Here is a 22,803-nt window from a genome sequence, read left to right on the forward strand (position 1 = left end):
TCACACCACCTCGGGTTTGCTGAGCGCAATGCGGAAATTGGTCAGGAGATCCAGCGCCAGCAGGAAGAACAGCAGCATCCCCTGGAACACCTGGATCGCCGCCGAAGGCAGGCCCATGTTGGACTGCGCGATATCGCCGCCAATGTAGGTCAGCGCCATCAGCCCCCCCGCCAGCAGGATGCCCACGGGGTGCAACCGGCCCAGGAAGGCGACGATGATCGCGGTAAAGCCGTAGCCCACGTTGAAATCGATGGAGATCTGACCAGAGGGGCCAGAGACCTCAAACAGGCCCGCAAGACCCGCCAGCGCGCCAGAGGTGCCAAGGCAGAACAGCACCAGCCGGGTGGGGTTCACGCCTGCAAACCGTGCGGCACGCGGGGCCTCGCCGCTCAGGCGGATGTGGTAGCCCAGCATGTGACGGTTCAGCAGCACATAGGCAAAGATCACCGCAATCAGCGCCGCCACAACGCCCCAGTGCATGCCGGTGCCGGTGATCAGCTCGGCGTTATGGGCGGCGTCCCAGGACTGCAGGTTGCGCGAACCGGGAAAGCCAAAGCCTTCGGGGTTTTTCAACAGGCCAAGCGAAACCGAGGCCAGGAACTGCTCGGCCACATAGACCAGCATCAGCGAGACCAGGATCTCATTGGTGCCAAAGCGGGTCTTCAGCACAGCGGGGATCATCGCCCAGGCCCAACCGCCAAGCGCGCCGGCCACCACCATCAGGGGAAAGATCAGCGCAGAATCCGCGGGATAAAACGCAAGGCCCGCACCGGCGCCGCAGATGGCGCCCATGATATACTGGCCTTCGGCGCCGATGTTCCAGATCCCGGCGCGAAAGCCCAGGGACAGGCCGATGGCGATCAGCACCAGGGGCGCGCCCTTCACCAAAAGCTGCGGACGGTAGTAAAAGGCAAATTCGCCAAACAGCGGATCCCAGAAAATGGTGCGGATCGCCTCGACCGGGTTCTTGCCAAGCGCCGCAAACAAAAGCCCGCCTGCAATCATGGTCGCCAGCACCGCCACCAGCGGCGTTGCCATCGACCAGACACGCGACGGCTGTGGTCTCTTTTCTAGCCGGATCATTGTTGTTGTTCCCCCCGGTCGCAGATCTGTGCCTGCGTGCCTGTCATCTTTCCAAAAATACTCACAGTCCCGACCGACCCGCACACGCGGCCCTTGGTGGGGATCAGCAGGGTCGCTGCGCTAGACATGCGCAACCTCCATCCCATGTGCGCCACCCATCATCAGGCCGATTTCATCAACGCTCAGCCCTGTGGTGGGGCGCGGTGCGCTCAGGCGGCCTTCGTTCAGGGCGGCAAAACTGTCGGCGATCTCCATCAGTTCGTCGAGATCCTGGCTGATGCAGATCACGGCGGTGCCGCCCGCGGCCAGATCCAGCAGCGACTGGCGGATCGCGGCGGCGGCGGCGGCATCCACGCCCCAGGTCGGCTGGTTCACCACCAGAACCTCGGGGCTTTGCAGCACCTCACGGCCGATGACGAATTTCTGCAGATTGCCCCCCGACAGCGAGCGGGCGGCGTTCTGCGGACCAGGGGTGCGCACGTCAAAGCGCTCGATGACCTTTTCGGCAAACTCCTGCGCCAGGCCCCATTTGAGAAACCCCCGGCTCGCCAGCCCTTCGCGGGTGGCGGCGGTCAGCATGGCGTTTTCCGTCAGGCTCATATCCGGGGCTGCGGCATGGCCCAGACGTTCCTCTGGTGCTGCGAGAATGCCGAGGCGGCGGCGGGCAACCGGGCCGAGGTGGCCGACTGGCGCACCCTCCAGCTTGACCGCATCGTCGGTGGTCAGCGTCTCGCCCGACAAAACGCCAAGCAGCTCGTCCTGGCCGTTGCCCGCAACCCCGCCAATTCCAAGGATTTCCCCTTTGCGAACAGTGAGGTGGACATTCTTCAGCGCGGTGCCAAAGGCCGATGGGGCAGGCACCGACAACCCGGTGATATCCAGCGCCACATCACCGAACGCGCGGCCTGATCGTTCGGGTGTCTGCAGCGCGGTGCCGACCATCATTTCGGCCATATCCCGCGCCGAGGTCTCGGCCGGGACACATTCGCCCACATTCTTGCCCAGTCGCAGGATGGTGGCGTGATCGCACAGGGTGCGGATCTCTTCGAGTTTGTGGGAAATATACAGGATCGAGGTGCCCTCGGAGCGCAGCTTCTGCAGGGTCTGGAACAGGATATCCACCTCCTGCGGGGTCAGAACCGAAGTGGGCTCATCCATGATGAGCAGCTTGGGATCTTGCAGCAGGCAGCGGATGATTTCGACCCGCTGGCGTTCGCCTGCAGAGAGATCGCCAACCGTGCGATAGGGATCAAGCGGCAGGCCATAGGTTTCCGAAACCTCGCGGATGCGGCTTGCCAGATCCCGCATGGCGGGCGGGTTTTCCATGCCAAGGGCGATGTTTTCCGCCACGTTCAGCGCGTCAAACAGCGAAAAATGCTGAAAGACCATCGCAATGCCATCGGCGCGGGCCTGACGCGGCTCGCTTGGGGTATAGGGTTCCCCGCGCAACAGCATGGTGCCGCTGTCGGGTTTCACCAGCCCGTAGATCATCTTGACCAGCGTCGATTTCCCGGCGCCGTTTTCGCCAAGCAGGGCGTGAACCTCTCCTGCGCCGATATCAAAGGAGACCTGGTCGTTGGCGACCACTCCGGGATAGGCCTTGGTCAGGCCCTGCAGGCTCAGGAGAGGGTGTGTCACGCGCGTCTGTCCTTCTTCAACTCGTCTGTGGCGCCCATGCGCAAGAGCTCTGCCGCCACCCCGACCGCAATCATCTGCGGATGTTTGCCGAGGGCAGGATCCCCAATCGGGCAGGTGATCCTTGCGATCTGGTCAGGGCGATGCCCCAAATCCGCCAGCCGCGACCGAAATCTCGCCCATTTGGTCGCAGATCCGATCAACCCGGCAAAGGAGAACCCCCGCTGCAACAGGGCGTGGCATAGCGCCAGATCCAGCGCATGGGAATAGGTAAGCACCAAATGATGTGCATTTTCAGGGCAATGGCTGACCAAAAGCGCAGGATCAGCAGCGGGCAAAACCGTGACATGGCCCGGTACATCCGGCGGAAACCGCTCAGGCCCGGTATCGACCCAGGTGATGTCGAGATCAGGCAGAGGCGCCAGAACACCGACCAGGGCGCGGCCGACATGGCCCGCCCCCCAGATCCACAGTGGCGTGTCGGGGCGGTGCACGGGTTCCAGAAACCAGCCATCGCTGAGCTGCGGTTCCGGGCGCTGTCCCTGGCTGCGGGCGAGCCCCATCTGGCGGCGCAGTGCCAATGGCGGGGTGTCTGCGCCTTTGCGATCCAGTGGGCGCAGGATGATGTCTGTGTCCAGATCACCGAGGTCATCGGCGCTGTAGATCTCGCTCCACAATGTGACAGAGCCACCGCAGCACTGGCCCAGATCGGGGCCGAGCGCACGGGTGGTCTGCAGACGGCGGTTACCGGTCTGCAACTGGCGGCGGGCGGCCTCTGCGGCCTCATGTTCCAGGGTGCCGCCACCGATGGTGCCGGATTGGCCGCCGTCCCAGACCAGCATGGCGGCGCCGACCTCGCGGGGGGAGGAGCCGCGGATGGCGGCAATCACCACCCGCACCACCGGCCCATGCGCCGCGATCTGGCGGCTCAGATCCTGTAGGTCGAACCCCATTCCTAGGCCTCCGGCGCGATGCGGCGCACCGCGCGCCAGATCTCTTCGGATGTCGCGGGGGCGTTCAGCGCAGGGTAGCTGCCACCATAGGCCCCAACCGCATCGCTGAGCGCAAGCCAGGCCGAGATCCCCAGCATGAAGGGCGGCTCCCCCACTGCCTTTGAGCGATAGATGCTGTCCTCGCGGTTCTCGCCGTTCCAAAGCGCGACATTGAACACATCGGGCCGGTCCGAACAGGCGGGGATCTTGTAGGTCGAGGGCGCATGGGTGCGCAGATTGCCGGTCTGATCCCAGACCAGTTCCTCTGTCGTGAGCCAGCCAGCCCCCTGCACATAGGCGCCTTCCACCTGGCCGATATCCAGCGCGGGGTTCAGCGAGGCCCCCGCATCATGCAGAACATCTGCCCGCAGGATCCGGTTTTCACCAGTGAGCCGGTCCACCACCACCTCGGTGATGGCCGCGCCATAGGCAAAGTAGAAGAAGGGGCGCCCCTTGCCCTGAATGCGGTCCCATTCCAGTTTCGGGGTTTTGTAATACCCGGTTGACGACAGGCTGATGCGGCCTGTGTAGCATTCCATCGCCGCCGCCTCAAAGCTCAGCTCTTCGCTGCCGATGATGACGCGATCGCCCTCAAAGCGCACCGCCGAAACGGGCTGCTGGTAGCGCTCGGCCAGATAGGCTGCCATGCGGTCACGGATGGTGTCGCAGGCGGCCTTGACCGCCATGCCGTTCAGGTCCGACCCGGAGGAGGCCGCCGTGGCCGAGGTGTTGGGCACCTTGGCCGTGTCGGTTGCGGTGATCTTTACCTTTTCCAGCGAGATGCCAAAGCGGCTGGCAGCGACCTGCGCGACCTTCTGGAACAGGCCCTGGCCCATTTCCGTGCCGCCGTGGTTCAGGTGGACCGACCCGTCCTGATAGACATGCACCAGCGCGCCTGCCTGATTGAGATGGGTCAGTGTGAAGGAGATGCCGAATTTTACCGGCGAAAACGCAATGCCGCGCTTGAAGCGGTCATTCCCGGCGTTCCACGTGGCGATGTCCGCCTTGCGGGTTGCATAGTCCGATGTGTCCAGCAGCTCGGCGGTCAGCTCGTGCAGGATGAAATCCTCTACCGGCATATGGTAGGGGGTTGTCTGTACATCTGCCGCCGGTGTGGTGACATCGGCGGGGGCAGCCGGCGCCCCGCGAGAGGCAAGATCGCCTGCCGCATCCGGCGCGGGGACAAAGCTGTCGTGGGGCGCGCCCGCTGGCGCGGTGGCGGACTGCATCGGCGCGTAATAATTGCGCTGGCGCAGCTCTACCGGGTCGAGCCCCAGCTTATGGGCCGCGTGATCCATCACCCGCTCGATCCCGACCATGCCCTGAGGCCCGCCAAAGCCACGGTAGGCGGTCGCACTTTGACGGTTGGTTTTCAGCCGGTGGCTTTCGATGCGAATTGCGGGGATCAGATAGGCGTTGTCGCTGTGCAGCATGGCGCGATCGGCCACCGGCAGCGACAGATCCTGCGCCCAGCCGCAATCGACCAGATGGGTGAACTCCACCCCCTGAATGCGCCCCTCTGCGTCAAATCCCGCGCGATAGGAGATGCGGAAGGCGTGGCGCTTTCCGGTGATGGTCATGTCGTCGTCGCGGTCATAGCGCATCTTGCAGGTGCGGCCGGTGGCGCGGGCGGCGATGGCGCAGGCCACGGCCAGCGCGTTGCCCTGACTTTCCTTGCCACCAAAGCCACCGCCCATACGGCGGGTCTCGACCCGGACGGCGTGCATTGGCAGGCCGATGGCCTCTGCCACCTTGTGCTGGATTTCGGTCGGGTGCTGGGTCGAGGAGTTGACCAGCATGCCGCCGTCTTCCTGCGGCTGGGCCATTGCGGCCTGACCTTCAAGGTAGAAATGTTCCTGCCCGCCAAGATCGAATGTGTCCTCGACCACATGGGCCGCCGAGGTGATGGCGCTGTCTGCGTCACCTTTGGTGTAGATGCGGGGGCCATCTTCGAACCGGCTGTCTGCGGCCAGCGCGTCCTCCAGCGTCAGCAGGGCAGGGCGTTCGGCATAGCTGATCTGACCCTTGCGCGCCGCAACCCGTGCCGCACGATGCGAGGTGGCGACCACCAGAAACACCGGCTGGCCGATATGGTGGACCGATCCATTGGCCAACAGCGGCTCGTCATGGGCGGAGGGCGAGACGTCGTTGTCAAAGGGCAGATCGTCAGCGGTGAGCACGGCCACCACGCCGTCGCTTTGGCGGACGGCATCCAGATCCAGTGCGGTGATGTCTGCGTGGGCCACTGTCGACAGGCCAAAGGCCAGATGCAGCGTGTCGCGCGGCGACGGGATGTCATCGACGTAACGCGCCTGACCGGTCACATGCAGACGCGCCGCGTCATGGGGGAGAGGTTTTGCAACAGCCATCACTTCACCTCCAGCACATGGGTGGGCGTCTGCGTCTGGCCCAGATCGTCAAAGTAGCGCGCGAGCATATTTGCCGCCGCCTCCAGCCGGTAGTCGGCAGAGGCGCGCATATCGCTCATCGGGGTGAAGTCGCGGGCAAATTCGCCCCGCGCAGTGGCGAGCGTGGCAGAGGACATGGGTTGGCCAATCAGCGCGGCCTCTACGTGGCTGGCGCGCTTGGGCACACCTGACATGCCGCCAAAGGCGATGCGTGCGGCGGTGATCTGGCCGTCCTCAACGGTCAGATTGAACGCGCCCAGAACCGCAGAGATATCCTGATCAAAGCGTTTGGAGAGCTTGTAGACGCGCAGGCCATCACCCTGTTCGGCAGGCCGTGCGGGCAGGGTGATGGCCTCGACGAATTCGCCGGGCTGGCGGTCCTGCTTGCCGTAGTCGATGAAGAACTCTTCAATCGGCAGGCTGCGGCGGCTGTCGCCCTTGCGCAGTTCAAGCGTTGCACCAAGCGCGATCAGCGCGGGTGGATTGTCTCCGATGGGGGAGCCATTGGCGATATTGCCGCCGATGGTGGCGGCGGCGCGCACCTGCTGGCTGGCAAAGCGGCGCAGCATTTCGCCATAAGACGGGTGGCGCGCGGCGAGGGTACTGCGCAGGCGGTTCATGTCGACCATCGCCCCGATGCGCAGGCTGCCGTCGGGTTGTTCGGTGATGTCTTTCAGGTCATCGCAGCTATCAAGAAAGATCACATCCCCCAGATCGCGCAGCTGTTTGGTCACCCAGAGCCCGACATCCGTGGCGCCCGCAATCAGCGTCGCCTCGGGCCGCGCGGCATAGGCTGCGGCCAATGCGTCGGCAGAGCCGGGCCGCAGGGAGGCGGCATCGCCGTCTGTTGCTGGCAGGTTGGCTGCATCCTCGCTGCGAATCCAGTCGGGGACCGGCGCAGCGCTGGCGGCTTCGGCGGCGCGAATGATCGGGGCATAGCCGGTGCAGCGGCAGAGGTTGCCTGCCAGCTGGTCATCGTGGTCGGACGCGCCGTTCTTGTGGGCGGTCACCATCGACATGATGAAGCCCGGCGTGCAGAAACCGCACTGGCTGCCGTGGTGGGTGATCATCGCCTCTTGCACCGGATGCAGCTGGCCATCGGGGCCTGCCGCGCCTTCGACGGTGCGGATGGATTTGCCGTGCAGCTGGGGCAGGAACAGGATGCAGGCGTTCAGCGGCTTGGCGCCTTTGGCGTCGGTCACCATCACGGTGCAGGCGCCGCAGTCGCCCTCGTTGCAGCCTTCCTTGGTGCCGGTCAGCCCGCGGTCTTCGCGCAGCCAGTCCAGCAGTGTCGCCGTCGGAGAAACATCCTTGAGCGAGACCTCTTCACCGTTCAATCGAAAGGTGATCGTCATGTTAGAAACCCGTCGCGTTACCTTGGTTTTCCCTGGGTGCCATCCCTTCGATGCGACGTAGAAGACATGGCGGGCGTCTTGATGTTGGTTTTCCCTGTGTTGGCAACAGCCTAGAAAGGGCGCTGTCCGTCTGGCAAGGAAAAGTGACTCTGCCATGAGACAATATTGGGGCGCAAGATCATTGCGGTGTGCCGCTGTATGCCGTTATTTTTAAACCGTTTCACCCTCTCTGGCCTTGGGCTGGCGTGCAGGGTGCGGAAAGAGTTTCAAACAAAGCGGAATAATCCTGCCTTATTCTTGCGCATTCCTTGCGAGTGGTTGCGCGGACCTCGGTGTCACGTCGCTGCCTTCCCGCTTCCTTCTGGCGGCCTGCGGCGGTAGCTTGGCGCCATGACCCAAAATCCCCGATTCATTCACCTGCGCACCCATACCGAATACTCGTTGCTGGAAGGTGCCGTGCGGCTGAAAAAGCTGCCGGATCTGTGCAAGAAATACGAGATGCCCGCAATTGCGGTGACAGACAGCAACAACCTGTTTGCAGCGCTGGAGTTTTCGGTCTCTGCCAGCGGTGCAGGGGTGCAGCCGATCATGGGCTGTCAGGTGGATCTGCGGTTCACGGATCCCGCCCCCGGTGAGCGGCCCAAGCCGCCCGCGCCGCTGGTGCTGCTCGCGCAGAGCGAGACAGGCTATGAACATCTGATGAAGCTGAACTCTTGCCTGTATATGCGCGAAGGCAGTGAGCTGGCGCATGTCACGCTGGAAGAGCTGGCCCAATATGCAGGGGATGTGATCTGTCTCAGCGGTGGGCCTGACGGGCCGGTGGGGCGGCTGTTGCAGATGGGGCAACGCTCGGCGGCCGAGGCATTGATGCAGCGGCTGAAAGCGATCTTTCCGGATCGTCTCTATGTGGAATTGCAGCGCCATCCGGGCGAGCACGGCCAGCCCGAAGCGGAGCAGCTGACAGAGCGCGGCCATATCGAGATGGCCTATGCGATGGACCTGCCGCTGGTTGCCACCAATGACGTCTATTTCCCCAATACGGAAATGTACGAGGCCCATGACGCGATGATCTGTATCGCAGAGGGGGCCTATGTCGATCAGGTGGAGCCGCGCCGCCGCCTGACTGCGCAGCACTACTTCAAAAGCCAGGAAGAAATGGTCGCGCTGTTTGCCGATCTGCCAGAGGCGCTGGAAAACACCGTGGAGATCGCCAAACGCTGCGCCTTTATGGCGTATCGGCGCGATCCGATCCTGCCGAAGTTTGCCGATGACGAGGTGGCCGAACTGCGCCGCATCGCCAATGAGGGCCTGCAGCAGCGTCTGGCTGTGATCCCCCATGCGGTGAGCGTCGAGGAATATCAGGAGCGACTGGATTTCGAGCTGGGCATCATCGAGGGGATGGGTTTTCCCGGCTACTTCCTGATCGTTGCGGACTTTATCCAATGGGCCAAGGACCACGACATTCCGGTCGGGCCGGGGCGGGGCTCTGGTGCGGGCTCTCTCGTGGCTTATGCGCTGACGATCACCGACCTTGACCCGCTGCGCTACAGCCTGCTGTTTGAACGCTTCCTCAACCCGGAACGGGTGTCGATGCCCGACTTCGATATCGACTTCTGCATGGACCGCCGGGAAGAGGTGATCAAATACGTGCAGGAGAAATACGGCCGCGACAAAGTTGGGCAGATCATCACTTTTGGCGCGCTTTTGTCCAAGGCGGCGGTGCGCGACATGGGGCGGGTTTTGCAGATGCCCTATGGCCAGGTGGACCGGCTGTCCAAGCTGATCCCGGTCGAGGGCGTCAAGCCGATGTCGATTGCGGACTCGCTCAAGGAAGAGCCGCGTCTGCGCGAGGAGGCGGAGAACGAAGAGGTCGTTGACCGCTTGCTGAAATACGGCATGCAGGTCGAGGGTCTGTTGCGCTCTGCCGGTACCCATGCGGCGGGTGTGGTGATTGGCGACAGGCCACTGGATGCGCTGGTGCCGCTTTACCGCGATCCGCGTTCGGACATGCCTGCGACCCAGTTCAACATGAAATGGGTGGAACAGGCCGGTCTGGTAAAGTTCGACTTTCTCGGCCTGAAGACACTGACCGTCATTCAGAACGCGATGGACCTGATTTTCCAGTCGGGCCGCGACCTGCACATCGCCGCAGACGGCACCCAGCTCTATGACCCGCCTGAGGGGGCGGAGAACCAGATCAACGCCATTCCGCTGGATGACAAGGTTACATATGACCTCTACTCCCGCGCCAAGACGGTGGCGGTGTTCCAGGTGGAATCCACCGGCATGATGGATGCGCTGAAGCGCATGAAACCCACCTGTATCGAGGACATCGTGGCGCTTGTGGCGCTTTATCGTCCGGGCCCGATGGAAAACATCCCGGTCTATTGCGAGGTAAAGAACGGCCAGCGCGAAATCACATCCGTGCATCCGCTGATCGACCATATCCTTGAGGAAACCCAGGGCATCATCGTTTACCAAGAACAGGTGATGCAGATCGCCCAGGTGATGGCGAATTATACCCTTGGCGGCGCGGACCTGCTGCGCCGCGCGATGGGTAAGAAGATCAAAGAGGCGATGGATGCCGAACGCCCCAAATTCGAAAAGGGCGCGGCGGAAAACGGGGTGCCTGCCAAGAAGGCCTCGGAGGTTTTCGACCTTCTGGAGAAATTCGCCAACTACGGCTTTAACAAATCGCACGCGGCCGCCTATGCGGTAGTCAGCTATCAGACCGGCTGGCTGAAGGCGAACCACCCGGTTGAGTTCATGGCCGGCGTCATGAACTGCGATATCCATCTGACCGACAAGCTGGCGATCTACTTTGAAGAGGTCAAGAAAGGCCTGGGCCTGCCCTATGTGCCACCCTGCGTGAACCGCTCGGAGGCGACTTTCAATGTGGTCAAGGGAGAGCTGGTCTATGCGCTGGGCGCGCTGAAAAACGTCGGCGTGGAGGCGATGCGCCTGGTGACGGCGGCACGGCGCGAAAGCGGGCAGGACAAACCGTTTGCGACGCTGTTTGATTTTGCCCGCCGGGTCGATCTGAAAAAGGTCGGCAAACGTCCGCTTGAGATGATGGTGCGGGCCGGGGCCTTTGACCAGCTGGACAGCAACCGCCGCCGGGTGTTTGAAAGCCTCGGCGCGCTGGTGGATTACTCTGCCGCCATTCAGGAGCAGAAGAACTCCAATCAGGTGTCGCTGTTCGGCGAGGCGGGCGAAGACCTTCCGGAACCGCGACTGCCCAACGTGCCCGACTGGCTGCCCGCCGAACGCCTGTCCGAGGAATTCAAGGCCATCGGTTTCTACCTCTCGGGGCATCCGCTGGATGACTATATGCCTGCGCTCAAGCGCAAGGATGTGATGACGCTGGATGAGGTCACCGCCAAGGCAGAGCGCGGCCCGTTCATGGCCAAGATGGCCGGGGTTGTGGCTGGGCGGCAGGAACGCAAATCCGCCCGCGGCAACCGCTTTGCCTTTGCCCAGCTGTCGGATACGTCAGGCGCCTATGAGGTCACGCTGTTTTCCGAGGTGCTGGAGAAGAGCCGTGAGTTTCTGGACACCGGCGCCAAGGTGGTAATCACCGCTGAGGCGACGATGGAAAGCGATCAGCTGAAGCTGCTGGTGCGGTCTGTCGGGCCCGTGGATGCCGCCATTGCCGATGCGGGCCGGTCGTCCCTTCGGGTTTATGTTTCGGACGCAAAAGCGGTGGCGACGGTTGCGCAAGTTCTTGAAGACGCAAAGAAAGCCGCCCGCAACGCTTCGCGGGGAGAGGTCTATATGTACCTCCAGGACCCCGCCTTGCCCGGCGATGTCGAGATGGACCTGGGCCAGCCCTTCCCCATCAACCCCCAGATCAAAGGCGCGCTGAAATCACTGGATGGCGTGATGGATGTGGAGGAGATTTGAGGGTGAGGCGCGCGAGATTGCCCGGCTGAAAGGCTGACCTGCGCCCGTAGGGCGCGTGCCTTTGTGGCGTCCATGTTCACCAGCGCGCAATCGTATTTGCAGACCAAGGAATGACGCCATGACCGATCACCCGGATCTCACCCTGCGGGTGGCGGAAATGGCGGATGCGCCCAGCTTGGCGGCGTTGTCGGTTGAGGTCTGGGTGGCGACCTATCTGCGCGAGGGGGTGGGGGCCGCGTTTGCGGATTATGTGCTGCAAGAATACACGCCTGCGCGGATGCGGGCGGTGATTGCCGCGCCAACCAGTCATATCATCGTGTCGCAGAACCGCATGGGGATTGATGGCTATATCCGCGTCGATATGGGGGCTCCCGCGCCAGTTCCAGGTGGCCCGGATGTCGAGATCCGCACGCTTTATGTTCAGCCGCGCCATCACGGTCGCGGTCTGGGGCGATCGCTGTTGTCGGCGGCGCTGGCCCATTGCGCAAAGCAGGGCGTGCCCGCTGTCTGGTTGGCCTCAAACGCCGAAAACCTACCTGCCAAACGGTTTTACCTGAGCCAGGAGTTTGACTGGGCAGGAGAGACTGCGTTTGTGCTGGAGGGGCAATCTTATCTCAACGATGTGTTTGTACGGGACTGCGGTTTGGCGAAACCGCCTGCGGATTGAATAAATTTGTAGCCTTTGCGGTAAGATTCACCCGCCCTTAACCACGTCCATGCGATCCCGGTGCCACGCGGTGAAACTGCAACGCAAAAGAGGAACGCATGAAGGTCGTTATTCTCGCCGGTGGTCTGGGAACCCGGATCAGCGAAGAAAGCCATCTGAGGCCGAAGCCAATGATCGAGATCGGCGGCAAACCGATCCTGTGGCACATCATGAAAACCTTTGGCGCGCAGGGCTTTACCGATTTCGTGATCTGCTGTGGCTACAAGGGCTATATGATCAAGGAATATTTCACCAACTACGTGCTGTATAACGCGGATATCTGCGTGGATATGCGCACCGGTGAGCTGGCGCTTTTGCAAAAGAACTGTGAGCCCTGGAAAGTCACCATGCTGGATACCGGCGAGATGACCCAGACGGGCGGGCGTCTGGCCCATGCGCGCCAGTATCTCGATGAAACCTTCTGTATGACCTATGGCGATGGCGTTGCGGATGTGGATGTGAACGCACTGGTTGCGTTCCACCGTGCGCAGGGCACAGAGGCCACGGTGACAGCTGTTCAGCCCGCAGGCCGCTTTGGCAGTATCGAGATGGACGGGCATACGGCGACCCGGTTCGTGGAAAAGCCCGCGGGCGACAACCATTGGGTCAGCGGTGGTTTTTTCGTCTGCGAGCCGTCTGCGCTTGATGGTATCGAGGGGCCGGATACGATCTGGGAAAAAGAGCCGATCGAACGTCTGGCCGCGCGCAGGCAGCTGTCTGTCTACAAACACAGTGGGTTCTGGGCGGCAATGGACACCCAGCGCGACAAGAACTACCTGGACGGGCTCTGGTCTTCGGGTCAGGCGCCGTGGAAGGTTTGGGCGTGAGCGGGTTCTGGCAGGGCAAATCGGTCCTTGTGACCGGTCACACGGGCTTTAAGGGGGCCTGGCTTGCGCTGATGCTGGCCCGGCAGGGAGCGCGTTTGCGCGGGCTTGCCCTGCCTGCAGAGACCCAGAGCCTGTTTGCCGCTGCCAATCTGCAAGAGCTGATCCCCGGCGATATCTGTGATCTGCGCGACCGGTCGGCCCTGATCGACAACTACGCAGCCTATTGCCCCGATGTTGTGTTTCACCTCGCCGCGCAGCCGCTGGTGCGCCAGTCCTATCTGGATCCGGTTGAAACCTGGGACAGCAATCTGACCGGCACGCTGAACCTTTTGGAACTGTTGCGGGTGATGAACCGCAGGCGCCGGGATGGGGCAGCGATGACCGTTGTGGTGGCCACCACCGACAAGGTCTATGCGCCGGTCTTGGGCAGCCATGCCTTTACCGAAGACGATCAGCTGGGCGGCCACGATCCCTACAGCGCCAGCAAGGCGGCCACCGAGCTGTTGGTGGCCTCCCACAGGGCGTCGTTTCTCGAACGCGAAAACATTCGCATCGTGACCGCGCGGGCTGGCAATGTGATCGGCGGTGGCGATTGGGCGGATGACCGGATCGTGCCGGATATCGTGCGCGCCATCGCAGCGGGTCAGTCGCTGCATCTGCGCTTTCCCCAGTCTGTGCGCCCCTGGCAGCATGTTCTGGACCCGCTTGCAGGCTATATGCAATTGGCCGAGGCCTTGGCGCAGGCGGAGGACAGCAGCGTCCCTGATGCGCTGAACTTCGGGCCGGATGCCCAGGCAGAGAAATCCGTGGCTGAGTTGGTCAAAGCGGCCGGCAGTGCCTATCCCGGCGCAGATCTGGACGTGATCTGCGATGGCCCAGAAGCGGCTCATCCGGTGGAAACCGGACGCCTGTGCCTGTCCAGCACCCTGGCGCAGCAGCGGCTTGGCTGGCAGCCTCGCTGGGCGTTTGAGGATAGCGTGGCAGAGACCATGCACTGGTACGCTGCGGTGCAAGGCGGCGCCGATCCCCGTGAGGTGAGCGAAGAGCAGATCGCCCGGTTCGAGGCCGCCGCATGAAGATCGAACCGTTTGCAATGGAGGGGGTTTATCGCATCGGCTGGTCGGCCAAGCCCGATCCCCGTGGTGCCTTTGGTCGCCTGTTCTGCGCCGAGACCTTTGCTGAGGCGGGGCTGGTGAGCCAGTGGGCACAGACCAACCTGTCGCGCAGCACCCGAAGGGGCACGCTGCGGGGCATGCACTATCAGACCGCGCCATTTGCCGAGACCAAGCTGCTTGTCTGCCTTGCGGGCCGCATCCATGACGTGCTGGTCGATCTGCGACCGCAATCTGCCACCTACGGGCAGTGGTGCGCGCTGGAACTGGACGGGGCGTCGGGCAGTGGCGTCTATATCCCCGAAGGCATTGCGCACGGGTTTCAGACCCTGAGCGACGATGTGATGCTGCACTACAGTCATTCGCGCCCCTACAGCCCGGCCCATCAGGCAGGCGTGGCCTTTGATGATCCCGATCTCGCGATCCAATGGCCGCTGCCCCCGGTTGCCGTGTCTGAGCGGGATCTGACGCTGCCGCGGCTTTGCGAAATTGCACCAAATCCTAGTCCATCCCGCACCAAACAGGAGGTGCTGTCATGAAATGTCGGCATTGCGCGACCGAGCTGTCGCAGGAGGTTCTGAACCTCAACCACGCGCCCCCGTCCAACGCCTATCTCAAGGCGGAACAGCTGCGCACGCCAGAGGTTCATTATCCGCTGCGCCTGTTGTTCTGCCCGCAATGCTATCTGGTCCAGACCGAGGATTTCGCCGCCGCAGAAGAGCTGTTTGATGCGGAGTATGTCTATTTCTCCTCGACCTCCCGCAGCTGGCTCAACCATGCGACCCGTTTCTGCAATGGCGCGATTGAACGGTTGGGGCTTGGGGGCGACAGCTTTGTGGTCGAGATCGCCTCGAACGATGGCTACCTGCTGCAGAATTTCGTAGCCGCCGGGGTGCCATGCCTCGGGTTTGAGCCGACCGCCAGCACCGCTGAGGTCGCCCGCTCCAAGGGGGTCGAGACACGCCAGACCTTTTTCGGCGCGGCGACGGCAGAGGCCCTGCGCCAGGAGCGCAAGGGCCAAGGGGCTGACCTGATTGTCGGCAACAATGTCTATGCCCATGTGCCCGATATCAACGATTTCACCAAGGGGCTAGCCGGGTTGCTGGCACCTGAAGGGGTGATTTCGCTGGAGTTTCCGCATCTGTGCCAACTGGTCGAGCAGGGGCAGTTTGACACGGTTTATCACGAACATTTCTCTTATCTGTCGCTGACCACGGTTCAGCGCATTCTGGCCGGTGCGGGCCTGCGGGTTTTTGACGTCAGCACATTGTCCACCCACGGTGGCAGTCTGCGGGTCTGGGCCTGCCATGACGACGCGGCGCACGCGACCGAGGCGAGCGTCAGCGCGCTCCTCGCGCGTGAAGCCACGGCGGTGCCGCCTGCAGGCGGGGCTGAGGGGGCGATGGGTGTTCAGGATCCGGGCTATTACGCAGGTCTGCAGGCGCAGGCAGATCAGGCGGCGGACGCATTGGTTGATTTCCTTGTGCGTTGCCGGTCGCGGGGCGAGACGGTTGCCGGTTATGGGGCTGCGGCCAAGGGCACGACGCTGTTCAACTATGCCCGCATCGACAGTCGCCTGCTGAGCTTCATCGCGGATGCGGCCCCGTTTAAACAGGGGCGGTTTCTGCCGGGGGCTCATATTCCGGTGGTGGCGCCCGACGCCCTGCATCAGAGCCCCCCGGACCACTTGCTGATCCTGCCCTGGAACCTGCGCGAAGAGATCGCTGCCGATCTGGCCTGGATCACTGAAACCCACGGCACCACACTTTGGACCGTGATGCCACGCCCGGCGCCGGTGCAGGCCACCCAAGGCCAGCAGTGCAGCGCCAGCATCGCGCCACTGTCCGCCCCGGCCCAAGGGGGCCGTGTGTCCCCTTTGCAGGGTGCAATCCACGAAAAGAAAGCAGGCTGACCATGGCTGATATCAAACTGAGCATCTGCATCCCGACCTTTAACCGGGCCTCTTACCTGAGGACGTTGCTTGCCTCTTTGGCTGAGGATCTGCACCAACTGCCGTGGCCTGTCGAAGTGATCGTGTCGGACAATGCCTCACCAGATGAGACCGCCGAGGTCGTGGCCGCGATGGAGGGTCAGCTCCCGTTGCGTTACATGCGCCAGAGTGAAAACATCGGCGCAGAGCGCAATGTTCAAGGAGCGTTGCGCGCCTCGGCCGGGGAATATGCGGTTTATCTGGCGGATGATGATCGGCTCGCCTTCAAAGGGGTGATCCGGGCGATTGAACAGATGGACGCCAATCCAAAAGCCGGGATTTACTACGCGCCCTGGCTCACCAAGGATCTGGTTACAGGCGCCTATGGAGCACCGTTCTACCAGCAGCAAGGTCAGGTGACCGTCCCCCAGGGCAACTATGTGGGCCTGCTGGAGCATGTGCTGGACAACAAGGTTTTTGCGGAGATTTCGGTGGTTCGCGTTGCGGTGCAGAAACACCTCACGCCGCTTGCCAATGACCTTGCCTTCTGGGCCTTTACCATGCCCTGCGAATACTTGGGTGCGGGAGATGTGATTTTTGGGACCGAGCCGTTTTACTATTCCGTAAGCCGCCACTTTGACGGGGATGATCGGGCGCAGCTGGGTTTTGAGGAGGTGCAGTCGGGCTGGGATCTCTATCGTGGTGGGCTTGATTACCTGTTTGGCTTGGCGAGAGAGCAAGGCGGGCTGAGCGATCTGCAAAAGCGGCGTAGCCAGATTGATCATATCATCATCGAACGGATGTTGGTCGCGCTGTCGTTGCGGATGCAGAATGGCAGTGACCCGATTGATACCTACACCTTGGCGGCGCGTCTGCGCGGTCTGGGGCAGGGGCCAGCGATCGGAGAGCGGATGGCGCAGATCCGGCTTGCGGCGGCCTTGCAATATATCTGTGTGGTTCTGCCCGATCTGCTGCAAGCGGAGGGCGTTGCGGTGCTTGGCAATTGTCCTGCGGAGACGATGCAGGTGCTGCAAGGGATCGCAAGCGTGCCGCTGCGCCACGTCGAGGCGGCGCCTGATATCCGCGAGAATGATATCGTCTTCAACCTTGGGCAGGCGGACAACCCGCTGCATGCCGCAGCCGCCGAGCAGGCGCTGGTGGCGCTGACTGAGGGTGATCTTATGCAAAAGTTTGCCTGACGGTGCTGCCATGACGATCTCGCGCCTATTGCTCACCGGATCGACGGGATTTGTTGGACGCGCTGTCACCCGGCAGCTGCGCGGTCTGGGTATTCCGCTGCGCCATGTGGTGCGTGCGGGCAGCGATGGGCGGATTGATGGGGTGGGGGCCGCGGATCAGGTGGTGGAATGCGCCGATCTTTTTGATCAGTCGCAGGACTGGTGGGCGCAGACCTGTGCGGGGTGTGACGGTGTGCTTCACCTGGCTTGGTACGCAGAGCCAGGGCAGTATCAGCTGTCGGCGCGCAACTTTGATTGCCTCAGCGGGTCGCTGACAATGGCGCGAGGGGCGATTGCGGCCGGGGTGGAACGCTTTGTCGGGGTTGGCACCTGCCTGGAATATGATCTGAGCCCGGGTGCGGTGGCGGCTGATGCCCCGCTTGCGCCGCGCTCGCCCTATGCAGCGGCCAAGGCGGCGTGCGGACTGGCGCTTGGGCATATGCTGCCGCTGGCTGGCGTTTCCTTTCTCTGGGCGCGGTTGTTTTATCTCTATGGGGCAGGCGAGGATCCGCGTCGGCTGATTGCCTATCTGCACCGTCAGCTGGCGGCCGGGAACAGCGTGGAGCTGTCCGCCGGGGATCAGGTGCGTGATTTTCTCGACATTGATGTGGCGGCAGAGCTGCTGGTCCGCGAGCTGCTGGGGACACGGCTGGGCGCTGTTAATATCTCAAGCGGCACCGGCACGACGGTGCGCCAATTGGCCGAGACGATCGCCGACACCTATGGTCGCCGTGATTTGCTGCGCTTTGGCGTACGCCCCGCTAACCCGGATGATCCGCCGGTGGTGATCGGCCTGCGCCCACCGGACGACAGCACGCCGGCCCGTTCGCCGATTTTACAGCCCATCCCGGCCTGACCCACGAGACACCATATGACACAGAATGAGAGACCAGAGATGACAGCCTTTGCCGCCGATATCCCCGCCCGCCTCGATATGATGCGCAACCACACCGGTTTGCAGGAGTCTGCACTCGCCTTCCTGCGGGCCTCGGCGCATACGCAGTATTCCTACAACTACCACTGGATGGGGCGTCCGATCATTCAGTATCCGCAGGACATCGTGGCGATGCAGGAGCTGATCTGGCAGATCAAACCCGATCTGATCATCGAAACCGGGATTGCCCATGGCGGCTCCCTTATCTTCTCGGCGTCGATGCTGGCGCAGCTGGACATGCATGAGGCCATCGAAGCGGGCACCACGCTGGACCCGGCGCAATCGCAGCGCAAGGTTCTGGGTATCGACATCGACATCCGTCCCCACAATCGCGCCGCCATTGAGGCCCATCCCATGCGCTCTCGCATCGAGATGATCCAGGGCTCCTCTATCGATGGGGCGGTGGTGCAGCAGGTGAGGGAATTTGCCAAGGGCTACAAAAAGGTGCTGATCTGCCTGGATAGCAATCACACCCACGAACATGTTCTGGAAGAGCTGCGCGCCTATGCGGATCTGACTTCTGTCGACAGCTATTGCGTGGTGTTTGATACGCTGATTGAGGACATGGATGACGACACCTACCCGGACCGGCCCTGGGGCAAGGGGGACAATCCCCGCACCGCAGTTGAAGCCTATCTGCGCGAAGATGACCGGTTCGAGATCGACGCCGATATCCATGACCGGCTGCTGATCACGGTGGCCAGAGGCGGGTTCCTGCGACGCATCCGCTGACCCAGTTCTGACAACACGACAGACAATAAAAAGCGCAGCATCAGCTGCGCTTTTTGACTGGTGGGGAGAGCAAAGAAGCCAAAATGACAAGCTGGCGTTTCTGAGACCTCGAATGAGCCTAGGGTCAGGATGCATTGATTTGGCATCACTGGCGCAGGAAGGGCAATTTAGCAGGGGTTTTGAGCGCGCAGGAACTGGCGGGGCCAATTTCAAAGCGGTCAAAGCCGCTGCTTTGCAGCGCTCCCTGCGTCTGTAAGATTTACCTGATCTTGCTCATGAGCTGCGTTACATCACCTTGAAATACAACCAGTATTTCTGCGTCGATGTGACTTGTCAGGAACAAGATCAGGTAAACCAGTGGTGCCAAATCAATGCATCCTGACCCTAGATACAGGTCACTGAAACAAAATCGAGATCCCGGCGGGAGAGTTCGGATTTTATTTCCTGCTGGTAGGCCGGGTTGGAAATGACGAGAAGGTCACCGGGCTTTGCGTCTTTGTAAAAATCTTCAGGGGCTCGTATCGCTGTTTTGGATCCTGGCAACCAACGACCTTGTTTGTCTGGGTTGATATCCACTGCGTATGGTACGACGTCTACCAGTCGATTGAGCCTGTTCGCATGCCAAAGGAACATACACCCCTTTGTTGCTGCTCCCCAGAAGTAACATTTCCCTGTATGTTGTGTCATTCCTTCCAGATTTACTATCTGTTTTGTCAGCGCAGGAAACAAATCGTCGAAGCTAACATCATCCCAGTTTTCGCCATCATACGCACTGGTGAATTGGGTGGTGGCTTCAGCAAGATTTGCGATGACGAACTGATATTGATCCGAGAAGCACAAGTTGGCCATCTTGACCTTGCGCCCGAATAGGGCGGAAAGTGCATATTGGCTAAAGTAGTTTACGTGCTCATAGGTGATGTCAAAAAAGGTATTGTTTTCCAGAATCCAGTCGAGATTCGGTACTTCAACGTAAATTTCAGCCTCGCCGAAGATCTTGGCTAGCATGGAAATAAAAGTATGAGGCTGCGGGATATGCTCTAAGACATGCCTTAGCACAACAATATCAGCTTCAATCCTATCATCTTCTTTCAGGTAGCGCTTTTCGATATAGGGAGCGTTCCCTGTATAGGTGGTGTCAAAACCTCTACAGACAAAGTGACCTGTGTCATTTGCTTTGTCGAGGAAATCGCCCTTGCCACAGCCAACTTCGACGAGGCGACTTCCAGCAGGATAACGATCAATCAGAAGTTTGAGCACGTCATCCATGTGCTGGGAAAACTGAGTCGAGTGTGCCTGGCTGTTCTCATAAGAGGCATCGTAGTAAGTTATGCTCGGATCAAACGATGCGTTTTCGACAAACTGCAGCTTTCTGTTCCTGCGCAATGTCATCGCACCGACCCGCTGCTCGTCATCTGGAGAAAGCAACGGGTTATTTGGGGTTGTTGGAAGAAGCAGGCAGGCCATGCAGAAAACTCTCAATTTGTCGAAAAGCAGTCTTTCAGTTTGACAGCATGATGGTGGCGTCTGCTCAATATTTGGTAAAATTCTGCACAGATTGTCGCTACAGGGCTGCGTTGAAGACGGAGTCGGTGTCGAGCAGGTATTGCGAGATGATGGGGCCGCTGGCGGCGCCGAGGGCGCGGGCGTTGGGGCCGATGGAGCCCTCTTCGATCCTGGGCAGGATCAGGCCGCGGGCGTCGAGGCTGGCAAGGGCGGCGCGGGTGCGCTGTACCAGCGTTGTGCGGATTGCGGCGGGCAGGGCTCCGTCGATCAGGATGGCCTCGAAATCAAACACGGCGCAGGTGGTCAGACTGGCACGGGCAATGGCCTCGGCGGCTTGATCCAGCCAGGGCTCTACTGCGGGTTCCAGCCCGCTCCAGTCCATTGGCTGTTGCCACAGGCGGTCCGGGTCTTCGCCCTGATTGGTGAGGCGCTGTTCGAGCAGGTGCATGGAGGCCACATCAAGGAGTTTCGCGTCCTTGCCGTCCTTGGTGATCGTGGGCAGCGAGCCAAGCGCGCCTGCGTTGCCATGCGGGCCTTCCAGAACGCGGTGATTAAGCACCACGCCCCCGCCAATAAAGGCCGCAAGGTAGAAATAAGCATAGTCGCGATAGGCCTTGCCCCGACCGTAGATATGTTCGGCGCGGCAGGCGGCTGTTGCGTCATTTACGACATGGACGGGCAGATCGCTGAACCGGGAAATTTCCGCAGCGAAATCAAGTGATCTCCAGTCATCCAGCGCGGCCTTCGGGGCGTTGATCTGCTCGTGCCAGGTCCAGAGCTGGAAGGGGGTGGCGATGCCGATGCCGCAGATGCGGCTGATCTGATCGGCGGGCAGGGCGGTTTCGATCCGGGCAAGGCTGTCTTGCAGGAAGTCAAACACCACCTGCGGGGTTGGATAGGGGTAGCGCAGGCGCAGTTGCTGGCGCACCGCACCACAGACATCAAGAAGCAGAACCTCGGCGCTGCGGCGGCCGATCTTCAGCCCGTAGGAAAACAGCCCATCCGGATTGAGCCCCATCGGCACCGAGGGTTTGCCCACACGGCCGCGCTGCGCCTCACCGCGTTTCAGGAGCCCGTCGGTTTCCAGTTTGCGCAGGATGACCGAGACGGTCTGCGAGGACAGGCCGGTGCCGCGGGCGAGTGCGCTGCCGGGCATGGGGCCGTTGCGTTGCAACAGGGACAGGATCAAGCGTTCGTTAAAAACCCGCACACCTGTCTGATTTACGCCGCCGCTGAGGGATCTGACTTGCTCTTGTTCCATGCGGCGGACCCTAATCACGGTTTGAGACATGAGAAAAGTGCGGATATCGACTTAATAAGTCAAGTTGATTTATATATTGACCCGAGCCGCAGAATCGTGGCTCCTATTGGGCAACGAGGCAGTCCGACGGCCTTGTTGGTTTATGAGTGATGCTGAGGGAGGACATCATGAAGAAATTGCTTTTGGGTACTGCATTGAGTTTCGCGGCCACGGCCGGGTCTGCATTTGCGGCAGAGGGTGTGACCGCCTGCCTGATCACCAAGACAGATACCAACCCGTTTTTTGTGAAAATGAAGGAAGGGGCCGAGGCGAAGGCCGCGGAACTGGGCATGACGCTCAAGTCCTTTGCGGGCAAGATTGACGGCGACCATGAAACCCAGGTGGCCGCGATTGAGACCTGCATTGCAGATGGCGCCAAGGGCATTTTGCTGACCGCCTCTGACACCTCGTCCATTGTGCCGGCGGTGCAGCAGGCACGGGATGCGGGCCTTGTGGTGATTGCCCTTGATACGCCGCTGGAGCCGATCGACGCGGCGGATGCGACCTTTGCCACCGACAATTTCTTGGCGGGTGAGCTGATTGGCAAATGGGCGGCGGCGAGCCTGGGCGATGAGGCTGCCAATGCCAAGATTGCCATGCTGGACCTTGCGGTAAGCCAGCCGACCGTGGGCGTGCTGCGCGATCAGGGTTTCCTGCAGGGGTTTGGCATTGATCTGGGTGATCCCAACAAATGGGGGGACGAGACCGATCCGCGCATTGTTGGCAACGATATCACCGCAGGCAACGAGGAAGGTGGCCGCCGCGCGATGGAGAACCTGCTGGCCAAGGATCCGATGATCAATGTGGTCTACACGATCAACGAACCTGCCGCTGCGGGTGCCTATGAGGCGCTGAAGGCGATCGGGCGCGAAAATGACGTGCTGATCGTCTCTGTCGATGGGGGTTGCCCTGGTGTGCAGAACATCAAGGACGGTGTGATCGGTGCGACCTCGCAGCAATATCCGCTGCTGATGGCGTCCAAGGGGATCGAGGCGATCAGCGCCTGGGCCTCTACCGGGGCAAAGCCGGAGCCGACACCGGGCAAGGCGTTCTTTGACACGGGTGTTGCGCTGGTGACCGATCAGCCTGCCGAGGGTGTGGAGAGCATCGACACCAATGAGGGCATGAACCTCTGCTGGGGGTAA

General features: G+C 61.5%; 17 protein-coding genes. 10 read left to right on the forward strand and 7 right to left on the reverse strand.

Annotated elements, in window-relative coordinates:
• The 5 genes from NIT7645_RS17245 to xdhA form a co-directional block, all read right to left on the reverse strand.
• Entirely contained in the window at positions 1 to 1,083 is a 1,083-nt protein-coding gene (locus NIT7645_RS17245) for an ABC transporter permease (protein ID WP_037302688.1), read from the reverse strand.
• Between the two features lie 120 nt (positions 1,084 to 1,203).
• On the reverse strand, positions 1,204 to 2,721 hold the full coding sequence (locus NIT7645_RS17250) for an ABC transporter ATP-binding protein (protein WP_008561993.1): 1,518 nt from the start codon (positions 2,719 to 2,721) through the stop codon (positions 1,204 to 1,206).
• Positions 2,718 to 3,671 carry a xanthine dehydrogenase accessory protein XdhC gene (xdhC, locus tag NIT7645_RS17255; protein WP_008559404.1) on the reverse strand — a complete coding sequence of 318 codons (954 nt, stop codon included), beginning with the start codon at positions 3,669 to 3,671 and terminating at the stop codon, positions 2,718 to 2,720. The genes NIT7645_RS17250 and xdhC overlap by 4 nt, the downstream gene beginning before the upstream one ends.
• Positions 3,672 to 3,673: 2 nt before the next feature.
• Entirely contained in the window at positions 3,674 to 6,079 is a 2,406-nt protein-coding gene (xdhB, locus tag NIT7645_RS17260; RefSeq protein ID WP_050687645.1) for a xanthine dehydrogenase molybdopterin binding subunit, read from the reverse strand.
• Positions 6,079 to 7,473 (reverse strand): xanthine dehydrogenase small subunit, encoded by a 1,395-nt coding sequence (gene xdhA, locus NIT7645_RS17265; RefSeq protein ID WP_050687647.1) that lies wholly within the window; start codon positions 7,471 to 7,473, stop codon positions 6,079 to 6,081. Before xdhA ends, xdhB begins: the two co-directional genes overlap by 1 nt.
• Positions 7,474 to 7,863: 390 nt before the next feature.
• Here xdhA and dnaE point away from each other — a divergent pair, with 390 nt between their 5' ends.
• From dnaE to NIT7645_RS17310, 9 genes are all read left to right on the forward strand, one after another.
• Complete coding sequence (gene dnaE, locus NIT7645_RS17270; RefSeq protein WP_050687650.1) at positions 7,864 to 11,376, forward strand: DNA polymerase III subunit alpha; 3,513 nt, start codon at positions 7,864 to 7,866, stop codon at positions 11,374 to 11,376.
• Between the two features lie 118 nt (positions 11,377 to 11,494).
• Positions 11,495 to 12,043, forward strand: a complete 549-nt coding sequence (locus tag NIT7645_RS17275; RefSeq protein ID WP_008562066.1) for a GNAT family N-acetyltransferase — start codon at positions 11,495 to 11,497, stop codon at positions 12,041 to 12,043.
• A 98-nt stretch (positions 12,044 to 12,141) separates the two neighbouring features.
• On the forward strand, positions 12,142 to 12,909 hold the full coding sequence (gene rfbF / locus NIT7645_RS17280; protein WP_008559629.1) for a glucose-1-phosphate cytidylyltransferase: 768 nt from the start codon (positions 12,142 to 12,144) through the stop codon (positions 12,907 to 12,909).
• On the forward strand, positions 12,906 to 13,985 hold the full coding sequence (gene rfbG, locus NIT7645_RS17285; RefSeq protein ID WP_008559720.1) for a CDP-glucose 4,6-dehydratase: 1,080 nt from the start codon (positions 12,906 to 12,908) through the stop codon (positions 13,983 to 13,985). Before rfbF ends, rfbG begins: the two co-directional genes overlap by 4 nt.
• Positions 13,982 to 14,560 (forward strand): dTDP-4-dehydrorhamnose 3,5-epimerase family protein, encoded by a 579-nt coding sequence (locus NIT7645_RS17290; RefSeq protein WP_008561318.1) that lies wholly within the window; start codon positions 13,982 to 13,984, stop codon positions 14,558 to 14,560. The genes rfbG and NIT7645_RS17290 overlap by 4 nt, the downstream gene beginning before the upstream one ends.
• Entirely contained in the window at positions 14,557 to 15,933 is a 1,377-nt protein-coding gene (locus tag NIT7645_RS17295) for a class I SAM-dependent methyltransferase (protein WP_008562060.1), read from the forward strand. Before NIT7645_RS17290 ends, NIT7645_RS17295 begins: the two co-directional genes overlap by 4 nt.
• 2 nt (positions 15,934 to 15,935) lie before the next feature.
• Positions 15,936 to 17,150, forward strand: a complete 1,215-nt coding sequence (locus NIT7645_RS17300; RefSeq protein WP_008560971.1) for a glycosyltransferase family 2 protein — start codon at positions 15,936 to 15,938, stop codon at positions 17,148 to 17,150.
• Between the two features lie 10 nt (positions 17,151 to 17,160).
• Positions 17,161 to 18,045, forward strand: a complete 885-nt coding sequence (locus NIT7645_RS17305) for an NAD-dependent epimerase/dehydratase family protein (protein ID WP_008559198.1) — start codon at positions 17,161 to 17,163, stop codon at positions 18,043 to 18,045.
• Positions 18,046 to 18,060: 15 nt separating this feature from the next.
• Complete coding sequence (locus NIT7645_RS17310; RefSeq protein WP_242656132.1) at positions 18,061 to 18,855, forward strand: cephalosporin hydroxylase family protein; 795 nt, start codon at positions 18,061 to 18,063, stop codon at positions 18,853 to 18,855.
• Between the two features lie 384 nt (positions 18,856 to 19,239).
• Here NIT7645_RS17310 and NIT7645_RS17315 read toward each other — a convergent pair whose 3' ends face one another.
• Positions 19,240 to 20,319, reverse strand: coding sequence for a class I SAM-dependent methyltransferase (locus NIT7645_RS17315; RefSeq protein ID WP_008561610.1), 1,080 nt, complete (start codon positions 20,317 to 20,319; stop codon positions 19,240 to 19,242).
• Positions 20,320 to 20,416: 97 nt separating this feature from the next.
• The gene (locus NIT7645_RS17320; protein WP_008558755.1) at positions 20,417 to 21,619 is read right to left on the reverse strand and encodes an ROK family transcriptional regulator; all 1,203 of its coding nucleotides are present in this window, start codon (positions 21,617 to 21,619) and stop codon (positions 20,417 to 20,419) included.
• Between the two features lie 167 nt (positions 21,620 to 21,786).
• On the opposite strand from NIT7645_RS17320, the gene NIT7645_RS17325 reads away from it, so the two are divergent.
• Entirely contained in the window at positions 21,787 to 22,803 is a 1,017-nt protein-coding gene (locus tag NIT7645_RS17325; protein WP_037303086.1) for a sugar ABC transporter substrate-binding protein, read from the forward strand.

The organism is Phaeobacter italicus (assembly GCF_001258055.1).
In the GTDB taxonomy this organism is placed as follows: domain Bacteria; phylum Pseudomonadota; class Alphaproteobacteria; order Rhodobacterales; family Rhodobacteraceae; genus Phaeobacter; species Phaeobacter italicus.